Origin of the sequence: Telluria sp. B2, assembly GCF_051789535.1 — a bacterium.
Lineage (GTDB): Bacteria > Pseudomonadota > Gammaproteobacteria > Burkholderiales > Burkholderiaceae_D > Telluria.
This window is the reverse complement of the sequence record NZ_CP196525.1, coordinates 2,212,556-2,225,881: the sequence shown is the minus strand read 5'-3', so window position 1 is coordinate 2,225,881 and position 13,326 is coordinate 2,212,556. Positions and strand designations below refer to the sequence as shown.

Annotated in this window: 11 protein-coding genes; 4 read left to right on the top strand and 7 right to left on the bottom strand. The window is 68.6% G+C overall.

The annotated features are described in order from the left end of the window. Positions 1-76: 76 nt before the first annotated feature. The 7 genes from ACSUZJ_RS10005 to ACSUZJ_RS09975 form a co-directional block, all read right to left on the bottom strand. Positions 77-487 (bottom strand): MerC domain-containing protein, encoded by a 411-nt coding sequence (locus ACSUZJ_RS10005; RefSeq protein ID WP_499415656.1) that lies wholly within the window; start codon positions 485-487, stop codon positions 77-79. A 41-nt stretch (positions 488-528) separates the two neighbouring features. Continuing rightward, complete coding sequence (locus ACSUZJ_RS10000) at positions 529-2,619, bottom strand: TonB-dependent receptor domain-containing protein (protein WP_499415654.1); 2,091 nt, start codon at positions 2,617-2,619, stop codon at positions 529-531. A 244-nt stretch (positions 2,620-2,863) separates the two neighbouring features. Further along, entirely contained in the window at positions 2,864-3,196 is a 333-nt protein-coding gene (locus ACSUZJ_RS09995; protein WP_499415652.1) for a YnfA family protein, read from the bottom strand. After that, complete coding sequence (locus ACSUZJ_RS09990) at positions 3,193-3,843, bottom strand: TetR/AcrR family transcriptional regulator (protein WP_499415650.1); 651 nt, start codon at positions 3,841-3,843, stop codon at positions 3,193-3,195. The genes ACSUZJ_RS09995 and ACSUZJ_RS09990 overlap by 4 nt, the downstream gene beginning before the upstream one ends. A gap of 54 nt (positions 3,844-3,897) precedes the next feature. Then, complete coding sequence (locus ACSUZJ_RS09985; RefSeq protein WP_499415648.1) at positions 3,898-4,941, bottom strand: HlyD family secretion protein; 1,044 nt, start codon at positions 4,939-4,941, stop codon at positions 3,898-3,900. Between the two features lie 29 nt (positions 4,942-4,970). Next, positions 4,971-6,557, bottom strand: coding sequence for an MFS transporter (locus ACSUZJ_RS09980; protein ID WP_499415646.1), 1,587 nt, complete (start codon positions 6,555-6,557; stop codon positions 4,971-4,973). 14 nt (positions 6,558-6,571) lie between these two features. Next, positions 6,572-8,017: an efflux transporter outer membrane subunit gene (locus ACSUZJ_RS09975; protein ID WP_499415644.1), complete on the bottom strand. Its 1,446-nt coding sequence runs from the start codon at positions 8,015-8,017 to the stop codon at positions 6,572-6,574. Between the two features lie 161 nt (positions 8,018-8,178). On the opposite strand from ACSUZJ_RS09975, the gene ACSUZJ_RS09970 reads away from it, so the two are divergent. From ACSUZJ_RS09970 to ACSUZJ_RS09955, 4 genes are all read left to right on the top strand, one after another. Then, positions 8,179-8,985, top strand: a complete 807-nt coding sequence (locus ACSUZJ_RS09970) for an alpha/beta fold hydrolase (protein ID WP_499415642.1) — start codon at positions 8,179-8,181, stop codon at positions 8,983-8,985. A 170-nt stretch (positions 8,986-9,155) separates the two neighbouring features. Beyond that, the gene (locus tag ACSUZJ_RS09965) at positions 9,156-10,898 is read left to right on the top strand and encodes a GMC family oxidoreductase (RefSeq protein ID WP_499415640.1); all 1,743 of its coding nucleotides are present in this window, start codon (positions 9,156-9,158) and stop codon (positions 10,896-10,898) included. 95 nt (positions 10,899-10,993) lie between these two features. Further along, entirely contained in the window at positions 10,994-12,346 is a 1,353-nt protein-coding gene (locus tag ACSUZJ_RS09960; protein WP_499415638.1) for an MFS transporter, read from the top strand. A gap of 41 nt (positions 12,347-12,387) precedes the next feature. Continuing rightward, positions 12,388-13,209, top strand: a complete 822-nt coding sequence (locus ACSUZJ_RS09955) for a sterol desaturase family protein (RefSeq protein WP_499415636.1) — start codon at positions 12,388-12,390, stop codon at positions 13,207-13,209. The last annotated feature ends 117 nt before the right edge of the window (positions 13,210-13,326 follow it).

The window sequence follows — 13,326 nt, the reverse complement described above, 5'->3', positions numbered from 1 at the left end:
TTCGTGTACTTCTCCCGTAGACCCGTAGGGTGGACCGGGCCACGATAGGCGGCTTTGCCGCCCACGCGTTCAACGATCAGTGCACAGCCCGCCCGTCGCCCTTGGCCGCCACGCAGCGCTTGCATCCACGATGATTGCGCAGGTGCGCCCCCACCAGCAGCACGCTGCTCGCGATCGCCAGCGCCGTTTCCGCGCCCTGGCCGTAGCGCGGGCCGACGAAGAAGACCGCAGCCAGGAAGCAGGCCAGGCCCAGCAACCCGAGCGGCAGCACGACCGGATCGCGGTGCGCCAGGTAGCCCGGCAGCAGGGCCAGCAGCACCGGCAGCGTCACCGCTGCGAGCAGCATGTCGTGGAAGGCGTGGTCGTGCCCGCCCAGGCCCAGCACCGGGAAGGCCAGCACCAGCAGCGGCGCCGCGACGCAGTGGACGAGGCAGAGCATGGAAGCGGCGATGCCCGCATAGTCGCCGAGCCTGATCAGGTTTTTCATCGGATTCTCCAGAATGTGAATGGCGCCCTGCTGCTGTGCGATCAGAACACCAGGCGCAGGCCGGCCGTCAGGTTACGGCCGGGCAGCGGCGCCGCGTTCTTGATGAAGGAGGTATGGTTGAAGGCCAGCTCGTCCGTCAGGTTGTTCACGCGCGCATAGAACTGGGCCGGCACGTTGCCGATGCGGGTCGTGTAGTGGGTGCCGATGTTGAGCATGTTGTAGCCGCCGGTCTCGCCCTCGTACCGGGCGACGTCGTCCTGGCGGCCGACGCGCACCAGCTCCACCATCCCGTGCCAGGACTGCCAGTCGGCGTTGAGCTTCGCGCCGAAGCGGTGCGGCGGGATGCGCGGGATGTTGCGGTTGGCGCCATCCTCGAAGCGGGCGCGCACCATGTCGCCGAAGACGGTCGCGCTGAAGACTGGCGAGAACCGGCGCCGCACCTCGCCTTCCAGGCCGGTGAAGACGGCGTCGCGCTGGGCGTATTCGACCAGCTGGAAGCCTTCGTGCTTATCCAGCGTGTTGGCGTGGATGTAGTTCTTCACGCGGTTGTGGAAAGCGCTCAGCGAGAAGGTGGTGGCGCCCGCGAACTTGCGCAGCGTGAGGTCGAGGTTGTTCGAGGTCTCTTTGCCCAGGTCCTGGTTGCCGATCTCGTAGGTGCTGGTGGCCAGGTGCACGCCGTCCGCATACAGCTCCTCGGCGGTCGGCAGGCGGTGGCTGCGCGAGAGCGAGGCGCGCAGCGAATACTGCGGGCTGAACTTCCAGACCGCGCCCGCCGCCAGCGAGGTGGCCCGTGCATCCGTGTCGCGTTGAATGTTGCTGTCCACCGCAATGTCCTGCCACTCGTGGCGGGCGGCCGCCTCGAAGCGCCAGTCTTGCCACTTGTATTCTTCGGTGACGAACACACCGTGCTTCTTCGTGACGGTGGCCGGCACATAGGCTTCCTCGCCGACCGTGCTGAAGTCGCGGCGGCTGGCCTGGGCGCCGACCACGCCGCGCCAGCCGGCCAGCGGCTTGTGCTCGAACTCGACGCGGCCGTCGTGCGCTTTATTGAAAAAGCTGGTCGCGACGATGCCGTCCTCGAGTTCGTCGTGGCGGTAGTCGGTGGTCGAGGCGCGCACGCGCAGCCTGGCAAAACCGGGGAGCGGTTCGCGGTATTCGCCGCGGATGTCCCAGCGGTCGCTGTCGAGCTTCACGACCGGCACTTCGCCTTCCTCGTGTTCGTGCTCGTGGTCGTGGCCCTCGTGGCCTTCCTCTTCCTCGTGGCCGCCGCAGTGCAGGTGGTCGCCGTGCGGGTGGCAGGAACCGAATTCGTGGTGGTGGCCCGGAATGCCGTATTCGGTGCTTTCCCTGGTGTAGGCCACGCCGATGTAACCGCGCTCGCCGATCCAGGACAGGCCGACGCTGCCGGTTTCCGTTTTCTTGAAGCTGCCGGGAACGCGGCCGCCCCCCTCGTTCCCCTCCCAGCCGCTGCCGACGCGGTAGGCGCCGGCGTCGCGCTTGACGCCCTCGGCGTGGACCGCCACGTTGCCCGATCCGCCGGTCAGCTCGAAGGCGCCGGTCTTTTCGCGCGCCACCGTGTTGGCGCGCAGCTCCATCGAGCCTTCGACCGGCTTTTCCGGCATCGCGGTAGGGATCTTGCGGTCCAGGATGTTGACCACGCCGCCCACCGCCCCGCCGCCATAAGCCAGAGCCGAGGGGCCGCGCAGCACTTCGATGCGCTCGGCCAGGACCGGCTCGAAGGCGACCGCGTGGTCGGGGCTGATGGTCGAGGCGTCCTGGATCTCGGCGCCGTCGGACAGGATCTTCACGCGCGGACCGTCCATGCCGCGGATCACCGGGCGGCTGGCGCCGGCGCCGAAGTGGCTGGAGGTGATGCCGGGCTGGCTGCCCAGGGTTTCGCCCAGCGTGGATTCGCGGGCGCGCACCAGTTCGCCGCCGCCGAGGGAAGTCACGGGCGTCACCATGTCGTCGCTCAGCACGCCCAGCGCGCTGGCCGAGATCACGACGGTGGGGATGCTGTCCGGATCGGCGTGGAGGCGGGAAGTGTCGGTCTGGGCGTGCGCGGCCAGGGGCGCGAAGGCCAGCATGATGGACAAGGTGAGCGGCGTGCGTTTGCAGGCGAAGTGGTGCATCGGACGGTTCCTTTATCGGATGGCGTTGAGTTCTTGTTGGGAGCGCGAGAAGCGGCTGGGCTAATTATAATGAGAATTCAGTATCATTAAAAGATGAGAATTCAAAATCATTAGCGAAAAAGACGAGCGTGTGCCGGCCAAGGACGCACGCGAGGCGACCGGACATGAAGGAAGCGGGATGGCGCGCCTGCGCCGGAAGGACCGGGAAGGCTGGCGATGCGAAGGAAAGAAACGGGACCTGGCCTCAGCCCTGCCGGCTCCAGCCCGAGACGATGATCGCCATGCCGCACAGGGCGATCGCCGCGCCGATCCAGTCCAGGGGCGACAGTTCGACGCCGTCGACGAAGCGCAGCCAGGCCAGGGCGGTGGCGACATACACGCCGCCGTAGGCCGCATAGACGCGCCCGCTCGCGGCCGGATGCAGGGTCAGGAGCCACACGAACAGCGCCAGGCTGGCGGCGGCCGGCAGCAGCAGCCAGACCGAGCCTCCCTTGCGCAGCCACAGGTAGGGAAGGAAGCAGCCGACGATTTCGGCGATGGCGGTCGCGACGAACAGCAGTGCGGTCTTCAGGATCATCGTGCGGCCGCCTTGCGGTGGGCGTCGCGCAGCGCGCGCAGGGCCACCCCGATTAGGTCTCCCGCGCTGAGCTCGGCGTGCAGCTGCATCGCATTGCCGTAGGTGAGCTCCATCACTAGCGCGCCCAGCACCAGCGGCGCCACCGGCGAACGCCCTTCCGGGAAGATCCTGGCCAGGCGCTCGCCGACCGCCGTCCACTGCTCGTCGAACAGGCGCGTATGACGCTCGAACAGTGCGGTGTCGTTGCGCGCCAGGCGCGTCAGGTCCAGCACCAGGAGGCGCAGGTCGGGCTCGTGCCGCAGCCCGCTGGCCCACTCGCACACGGTGGCGATCGCCGTGTCGGCGTCGGCAGCCGCATCCAGGCGCCGGCACAACTCCTCGGCCTGGCCGCCTGCATGGTAGTCGAACAGCTCGAAGAACAGCTCGTCCTTCGAAGCGAAGTTGGAATACAGCGCGCCCTTGGAATAGCCCGCCTCTTCCGCGATGCGGTCGACCGAGGCGCCGGCGTAGCCTTCGCGCGCGAACACGACCGCCGCCGAGGCCAGCAGGCGCTCGCGGGTCTGGGCCCGGCTCTGCTCGCGCGTCAGGCGGGCGGGCCGTCGGGGCAGGGGCTGGTCCCTGGTGGCGGTGTCGTGTTCGGTCATCATCCTCTGTTCCATTCAGGCCGGCGCCAGGGCCGGCAGGTCAATCGGCAGGCGCGATCAGGATGCGCCGCCTTCCAGCATCACGGTCGGGGTCACGGACATGCCCACCTTCAGCAGGCGCGCGGCATCCTGGCCCGGATCGATGAGAATCTTCACCGGCAGGCGCTGCACCACTTTCGTGAAATTGCCGGTCGCATTATCCGGTGCAATTGGAGAAAAGGAAACACTGCTGGCCGGCGCCAGGCTCGCGACATGGCCGTGCAGGGTCGTCCCCGGCAGCATGTCGACCGCGATGTCGACCGCCTGGCCGACGCGCATGCGCGCCAGCTGGGTCTCGCGGAAGTTTGCCTCCACATAGGCCGACTGCAGCGGCACCACGGCCAGCATGGCCGCGCCGACCTGGGCATAGGCGCCCACGCGCACGGTGCGCTGGCCGACCACGCCGTCGATCGGCGCATGGATCTTTGTGTACGACAGATGCAGTTGCGCCGCCTCGAGCGCGGCCCTGCTGCGCGCCACCTGGGCTTCACCCTGGGCCGCCTGGGCCTTCAGGATGTCGACCTGCTGGCGCGCGCTGGCCAATGCCGCGGTGTCGGCCTTGTGCTGGGCGGCGGCCGCTTCGGCCTGCGACTCGGCCTGCTGGCGGTCCTGCAGGGTGGCCGATCCGTCGGACGACAGGTCGCGGTAGCGCGCTTCGTTGGCGCGCGCGAACTTCAGGGTGGCGTTGCCGGCGGCGATCGCGGCGGCGGCGCGCTCGATGGCGCTGCCCTGCTGGGCGATGGCTGCGCGCAGGCGCGCCAGGTCGGCCTCGGCCTGGGCCAGGTCGGCCTTCGCCATGTCCACCGCCACAATGTAATCGCGGTCGTCGATCTTCGCCAGCAGCTGGCCCTTCTTCACCGCCTGGTGGTCCTCGACCAGCACTTCGGCCACGTTGCCGGCCACCTTCGGCGCGACCAGGGTGTAGTCGGCCGCGATGTAGGCGTCGTCGGTGCTCTGGCGCGGGCCATGGCCCCCACCGTAGCTGTACGAATAGGCGCTGCCGACCAGCACGGCGGCGAGCAACACGGCAACGGTGATTTTTGCGGTTTTTGGTAGCGACATGGTTTTCCTTGATGATGTCGGTATGGTTTTCAGTTGTTCTTTGGAGGCAGGGCCGGCGGCACGATGTAATGAAGCGAGAGCACCAGCGGCACCAGCAGCAGCGCCAGCACGCCGAGCACGAGGTAGCTGTCGGCGATCGAGAGCACGAAAGCCTGGTGCGAAACGCGGTGCGCCACGCCGGCCAGCGCCTCGGGCGGCAGCGCCCCGGCCAGGCGCGGTCCGTTCGCGGCCCCGTCCAGCAGCACGTTGGCGTGCATGGCTTCGCGCACGGCCAGCAGGCGCCCGACCACGGCGCTGCCGACCAGGGTGCCGAGCACGCGCAGGGCATTGACGATGCCCGAGACCTGCGGCCCTTCCATCGGCTGCACCACGCTGGTGGCCAGGAACAGCAGCGAGATCACCGCCATCGGCTGGCCGAAGGCCTGCAGCGCCTGGGCCAGCACGAACTGGTCGGCCATCCAGTTCGGCGTGATGCGCGAGCCGGCCAGGCAGGCCAGCGCGATCAGCACCAGGCCGGACGCGAACACGTAGCGCGCGTCGACCCACTTCTTATAGAGCAGCCACGACACCGCCGGCCCGAGCAGGAACTGCGGCAGGCCGACTTCCAGCCCGATCACCGCCAGTTGCGGCGTGCGGAAATGCCAGGCGTGGCCCAGGTAGTTCGCCGGCAGGAGCGAACTCGACAGCAGCACCACGAGCAGCCCGACGAAGACCGTGAAGCCCAGGCCCAGGTTGCGCCGGTTCAGCAGCTGCAGCTTAATGAAGGGCATGGGGTGGAACCATTCGCAGACCAGGAAGATGGCCAGCAGCCCTCCTCCGGCGCCGAACAGCCAGCACACCAGGGTGCTGTTGAACCAGTCCAGGCGTTCGCCCTGGGTCAGGCCGATGCCGAGCATGACCAGGCCGGCCAGTCCCGCCGCCAGGCCCGGCCAATCGATCTGCCTGAAGCGCTCGAGGCGCACCGGGTCCTGCGGAATGCCCCAGGCCACCGCCCACATGGAAAACAGCGCCAGCGGCACGGTCTGCCAGAACAGCAGCTGCCACATGTGCAGCGAATCGGTCCAGGTGGCGGACAGCCAGGTCGCCACGTTCGGCGCGAAGGTCGCGGTCATCGCGTACAGCGCCAGGCCGTACAGGCGCAGCGGCAGCGGGAAGAAGCGCAGCGCCGCGGCCATCAGCACCGGGATGAGCAGGCCGCCGAACAAGCCCTGCAGGCAGCGCAGCGCCAGCAGCACGGTCACGTTCGGCGCCAGCGGCGTCAGGATGCCGAACAATGCGAAGCCGGCCACCACCGCCAGGTGGTAGCGGCGGAACGAGAAGGTCACGGCAAACCAGGCCGAGAACGGCATCGCCGCCAGCTCGAAGGCCGCGTACAGGCTGTTGATCCAGCTGCCGTCGTCGACGCCCATGCCGAAGGCGGTGCGGATGTCGGCCAGGGCCAGGCCGCCGATGCGGCTGTTCAGGCCCGACATCATGGCGGCAACGAAAACGCCGAAGACGCCGGTGAGCAGGCGCAGTCCGAACGGGTGGGCCGCAGGCGGGGCCACCGGGGCCACCGCGGCCACTGATGCGGCAGGCGACGGCGTGCCGGCCGGGGTCGCAGCGGCTGCGGACAAACCGTGCGCCGCCATTATTGCCCGGCTCCCGTCGGTTCCCAGCCGCCGCCCAGGGCCTTGTACAGGGCGACCATCGCCAGCGCCGTCTCGGTGCGGCCGCGCGAGGCGGCGTTCTCGCTGTCGAGCAGGCGCTGCTGGGTCACCAGCACGGTGAGATAGTCGGCGGCGCCCTGCGCGTAGCGGCGCTCGGCGTGGACCAGCGCCTTGCGGTTTTCCAGCACGGCGACGTCCAGGCGCTCGGCACGCTGCTGGACCCGGCGGTAGCCCGACAAGGCGTCGTCGACTTCATGCCAGGCGGCCAGCACGGTCTTCTGGAAGCCGATCGCCGCTTCCTGCTGGCGCGCCTCGGTCAGCGCCAGGTTGCCGGCCAGGCGCCCGCCCTCGAAAATCGGCAGGTGCAGCACCGGGCCGAGGGCGAACTGGCGTGCGCCCCAATCGCCCAGCTGCGAAAAGGACAGCGCCTGGAAGCCGGCGCTGCCGCCGAGGCTGATGCTCGGGTAGAAATCGGCTTTGGCGGCGCCGATCGCCGCCGTCGCCGCATGCAGCCGGGCTTCGGCGCGCAGGATGTCGGGACGGCGATGCGCCAGTTCCGAAGGCAGGCCCACCGGGACTTCTGCCGGCAGGCCGGGCAGTTCGGCAGCCGAAGCCAATTGGGCGTCGAGCGCGCGCGGCGGTTTCGCCAGCAGCAGGGCCAACGCATTCATGAGCGCATCGCGGCGCCCTTCCAGCTCGGGAATGGCCGCTTCGAAGCTGGCCAACTGGGCCTTCGAGACCGAGGTGTCGAATTCGGTGGCCACGCCCTGGGCGCGGCGGCGCTCGGCCACGTGCAGGCTCTTGGCCGCGATCTCGGCATTCGAGCGGGCCACGCGCAGGTCGTTCTGCGCGCCGCGCAGTTCCAGGTAGACGCGCGCGACCTCGGCCGTCATCGACACCCGCATTGCCGCCGCGTCGTAGTGCGCGGCCTCGACCTGGGCGGCGCTGGCCTCCTGCAGGCGGCGCGCGCGGCCCCAGAGGTCGAGCTCCCAGCTGGCGTCGAAGCCGGCCTGCGACAGGCTGAAGGGCGAGGACGCGGTCTTGCCGGCCAGCGCATTCGTGCCTTTCCCGCTGGCGCGCTGGCGCGTGGTGGAGGCGCCGGCGCTCACGCTCGGCAGCAGGCTGGCGCCGCTGACCTGCAGCGCGGCGCGGCTTTGCGCGACACGTGCCGCGGCGGCCTGCAGGTCGAGGTTGGCGGCGATCGCTTCGCGCTCGAGGTCGACCAGGACCGGATCCTTGAACAGCTTCCACCAGGAGGGATCGAGCGCGCCTTCGACCAATTTGCTCGGCTGCGCAGTGTCGGCGGAGGCGAACGAGGCCTGGACGGCCGGCGTGGCGGGACGGCGGAAGTCGGGACCGACCGTGCAGGCGCTCAGCGCAAACAGGATAGCGGATACGCCGAGGCGCAGGCAGGTGGGAGAGCTCATGGGGGACCAAAACTTGAAGGGGCGCGAATTATACCGGTCGGTATCTGAATTGCGCAAGGTATCCGAAGCCCGGATTGCGCGACATGGCATGCTAGAATGCCCCGCACCTGGCGCGCAGGGGTCTGCCGCCGCTGCGCCCGCACCATTTGCTCTCACTGCCCATGCCGATGACTTCGTCCGCCCCCAATCCTGACTTCGCCGACATCGCCTGGCGCGGCCGTATCCTGCGCCATGAGATTGCCTGGGTCGGCCTGCCCGACTCGCGCTACCCGACCGTCGTCTTCCTGCACGAAGGCTTGGGATCGGTGGCGCTGTGGAAGGATTTTCCCGAACGCTTCTGCCGTGCCAACGGCCTGCGCGGCCTGGTGTTCTCGCGCTACGGCTACGGCCGCTCCACGCCGCGTCCACTGGACGAGCCCCTGCCCTTCGACTTCATGCACCAGCAGGCCTGGGAAGTGCTGCCGGCCCTGCTGGCCGAACTCGGCATCGAACGCCCCTGGCTGTTCGGGCACAGCGACGGCGCCTCGATCGCGCTGCTGCACGGGGCGCGCCACAGTGACGCCCTGAGCGGGATCGTGGTCATGGCGCCGCACATCATGGTCGAGGAAGTCGGCCTGGCCGCGATCCGCCAGGCGCGCAGCGCCTGGCTGGAAGGTCCCTTGCGCGAACGGCTGGCGCGCTACCACCTGGACGTCGACTCGGCCTTCCGGGGCTGGAACGATGCCTGGCTGGACCCGGCGTTTGGCGCCTGGGATATCCGCGAGGAAGTCGCCCGCATCCGCGTGCCGCTGCTGGCGATCCAGGGCGAGGACGACGAATACGGCACGCTCGAGCAGGTGCGCGGCATCGCGCGCCTGGCGCCACAGACGCAGCTGTTGATCCTGCCCGGCTGCGGGCATTCGCCCTACCGCGAGGCCGCCGAACGCATCATTGCCGAGGCCGGCCGCTTTATTGTCGAGCACGCTTGAACGGCCCGGCGCCCTCGCTTCGCCCCGGGCCTCCATCAGATAAAGTGATATTACGCATAAACAAACATTATTAGAATAGATGATCGTTCCGCGTTACCCTTCTGTCATATAAGCAGTGGCATGGCGGCCTGAAGGCGCCGTCCCTGCACCAGACATGGAAGGAGACGCACGTGGAGACGGCGCAGGAACGATTCGATTACCTCATCGTGGGCGGAGGCTCGGCAGGCTGCGTGCTGGCCAACCGGCTCTCGAGCAATCCGGACCTGCGGGTCGCTCTGATCGAAGCCGGCGCCGACACGCCGCCCGGCGCGGTGCCGGCCGAGATCCTCGACAGCTACCCGATGCCGCTGTTCTGCGGCGAACGCTACATCTGGCCGGCGCTGCAGGCGAAAGCCACCGCGAGCTCCCCGCTGAAGGTGTACGAGCAGGGCCGGGTCATGGGCGGCGGCTCGAGCATCAACGTCCAGGCCGCGAACCGAGGCCTGCCGCGCGACTACGACGGCTGGGCCGCGGAGGGCGCCGCCGGCTGGAGCTGGAACGAGGTGCTGCCTTACTTCCGCAAGCTCGAACGCGACCTCGACTACGGCAACTCGCCCCTGCACGGGGGCAGCGGGCCGGTGCCGATCCGCCGCATCGGGCCGCAGGACTGGCCGCGCTTCTGCCACGTCTTCGCCGATGGCCTGAAGCGCACCGGCCTCCCTTACCTGCCGGACCAGAACGGCGATTTCGGCGACGGCCTGTTCCCGGCCGCCTTCTCGAACATCGACGACCGCCGCGTCTCGACCGCGGTCGGCTATCTCGACACCGCCACCCGCGCCCGGCCCAACCTGCGCATCCTGGCGGGCATGCGCGTCGAGCGCATCCACCTGGCGGGCGGCGCCGCGCAAGGCGTCACCGCAATCGACGCCGCCGGGACCCGGGTACGCTTCGACGCCGGCGAGGTGATCGTTTCGGCCGGCGCCCTGCAGTCGCCGGCCCTGCTGCTGCATGCCGGCATTGGCGACGCCGAGGCGCTGGGCCGGCTCGGCATCCCCGTGGCCGCCGACCTGCCGGGCGTCGGGCGCAACCTGCAGGACCACCCGGCCCTGACCTTCTGCCACTTCCTCGCGCCGGAATTTCGCATGCCGCTGGCGCGCCGCCGCGCCAGCATGGCGGCCGCCCGCTTTTCCTCGAACCTGGAGGGCTGCGACGCGTCCGACATGTACCTGTCGAGCGCGACCCGCGCCGCCTGGCATGCGCTCGGCAACCGCCTCGGCCTGTTCTTCCTCTGGTGTAACCGGCCGTATTCGCGCGGCCAGGTGCGCATCGCGTCGAACGATCCGCTGGCGCCGCCCGAAGTCGAACTCAACCTGCTGTCGGACGAGCGCGACCTGCAGCGCATGGCGATCGGCGTGCGCCGCCTGGCCGAGGTGGTCCGGAACAGCGAACTGCACCGCCACGCCGGCGACTTCTTCCCGGCCGCGTTCTCGAAACGCGTCAAGGCGCTCAGCCGCCACACGCCCGCCAATGCCCTGCTGACCCGGGTGCTGGGCGCCGCGCTGGACGTGCCGGCGCCGCTGCGGCGCTGGATCATCGAGCGCTTCGTCACCGGCGGCCAGCGCATGAGCGCCCTGCTGGCCGACGAGGCCGCGCTGCACGACTTCATCCGGCGCAGCGTGTTCGGCGTCTGGCATGCCAGCGGCACCTGCCGCATGGGGCCCGCGAGCGAGCGCGACGCCGTCACCGACTTCGAGGGACGCGTGCACGGGGTGCGGAACCTGCGCGTGGTCGACGCCTCGCTGATGCCGCGCCTGCCTTCGGCGAACACCAACATCCCCACGATCATGATGGCCGAGAAGATCGCCGACGCCATCCTCGCGCGACGACGAACGCCCCACCCGCGCGGCCAGCCCGTCCTGGTCGAGCCCGGCTGACACCCCCGTCGCCGCAGCACCGCAGAACCACAATCCAGCAGCAAATCCACGGCGCCGGCTGGCGCCGGATGTCACACATACCCAGGAGACGAAAAATGGCTGTGCTCACCAACCAAACCCTCATCGCAGAGCGGGAAAACAACCGCCATACACTCAGGGCGGTCGTCGCCTCGTGTATCGGCTGGTCGCTCGACCTGTACGACCTCTTCATCCTGCTGTTCGTGGCGCCGATCATCGGCAAGCTCTTCTTCCCGTCCGAACACGCGATGCTGTCGCTGGCGGCCGTGTACGCCTCCTTCGGCGTCACCCTGCTGATGCGCCCGCTCGGCTCGGCCCTGTTCGGCTCCTACGCCGACCGCAAGGGCCGCAAGCGCGCCATGATCGCGTCGATGATCGGCGTGGGCGTTTCCACGGCCGCCTTTGGCCTCTTGCCGACGGTCGCCACCATCGGCATCGCCGCGCCGATTCTCTTCATCATCCTGCGCCTGATCCAGGGCGTGTTCGTGGGCGGCGTGGTGGCGGCGACCCACACCATCGGCACCGAGTCGGTGGCGCCGCGCTGGCGCGGCGCCGTTTCGGGCCTGATCGGCGGCGGCGGCGCCGGCCTGGGCGCCCTGTTCGCCTCGATCGCCTATTACGCGCTGTCGGCCGCGTTCCCGGGCGAGCAGTTCGAGGAATGGGGCTGGCGCTGCATGTTCTTCACCGGCATCATCAGCGCCGTACTGGGCATCACCATCTTCGGCAAGCTCGAAGAGTCGCCGATGTTCAAGAAGCTGCAGGAAGCCAAGGCGCGCAGCAAGGCGGCCGCGGCCCCGATGGCCAATCCGATCCGCACCCTGTTCACCGGCCAGTACCGTAACATCCTGCTGGTCAACCTGCTGCTGACCATCGGCGGCGGCGCCGGCTACTACCTCACTTCCGGCTTCCTGCCGACCTACCTGAAGGTGGTCAACGGCACCCCGGCCGAAACCGCGGGCTTCATCCTGATGCTGGCCAGTATCGGCGTGATCGTGGCCTCGATCGCCACCGGCCACCTGAGTACCTTCATCGGCCGCAAGAAGACTTTCGTCTGGGTCGGCGTGCTGCGCCTGATCCTGCTGCCGGCGATCGCCCTGCTGATGCCGGGCGTGACCGACGCCGTGACCCTGGGCTTTTTCGTGATCGTCTTCAGCATGCTCGGCAGCATGGGCTACGCGCCCATCCTGATCTTCCTGAACGAGCGCTTCCCGACCACGATCCGCGCCACCGGCACCGGGCTGTCCTGGAACATCGGCTTTGCCATCGGCGGCGTGCTGCCGACCTTCGTCTCGCTCGCCTCGCCGATGCCGACCGACGTGCCGATGTCGCTGGCCCTGTTCCTGACCGGGATCAGCGTGATCTTCCTGATCGGCGCCCTGATCGTGCCCGAGACCATCGGCAAGCTGGACGAGCCGGCCGAGCAGCACTGAGCGTCGCACGTATCGACAGAATCAACATGGAGGAGACAGCCATGCATGCGAAAGACCAGAAGATCCATGAACGCTCGCACCGCTTCCGCCAGGACTACGTCGCCGCGACGCCATCCTGGTACCGGGGCGAGATGCACCTCGGCTTCACCCTGCTGTTCACCGGCGGCGTGATCGCCTGGTGCGCAATGCAGATCGAGAATGCGCGCTGGCAGGAATGGATGATCGTCCTGCCGATCTTCCTGTTCGGGAACTGGGCCGAATGGGCGGCCCACCGCTACCTGCTGCACCGCCCGAGCAAGTACTTCAATGCCGTCTACAAGCGGCACTGCGCGGTGCACCACCAGTTCTTCACCCACGTGACACTGGAATACCAGGGCCAGCGCGAATGGCGGGCCCTGCTTTTCCCGCCCTTCGCCCCGGTGATGTTCGTGCTGGCGGCGCTGCCGCCGGCGCTGCTGGTGGGCTGGCTCTGGTCGGCGAATGCCGGCTACATCGCGATGCTGACCATGGCCGCCTACTTCCTGATGTACGAGGCCCTGCACACGGCTTCGCACGTGGTCGACAGCCCCTTCCTCGACCGCCTGCCGCTGGTGAACACGGTGCGGCGCATGCACGTGATCCACCACCATCCGGAACTGATGGCGACCCGCAATTTCAACCTCACCTTCCCGATCTGCGACGCCCTGTTCGGCACCAGCGACCTCAGGAAAGGCCTGTGGCGCACCCTGTTCCACGGCAGCGGCCACGCCGGCATGGGCGAGGAAGAAAAGCGCGCGCTCGGCATCGGCACGCCGGGCCAAGCCGGCACGGACGATCTGAGCAGGCAGCGCGCGAAGCGACAGGCCAGGCAGGCCGGGCAGTAAGCCTGGCCGATGCGGGCGGGGAACTGCCGCCCTATTCATCACGATTTCTGATGGATAAGTTCATTAAACATTATTTGTCGTGATGCTTTGCCATCCCTATACTGAAATCGAGCAAAC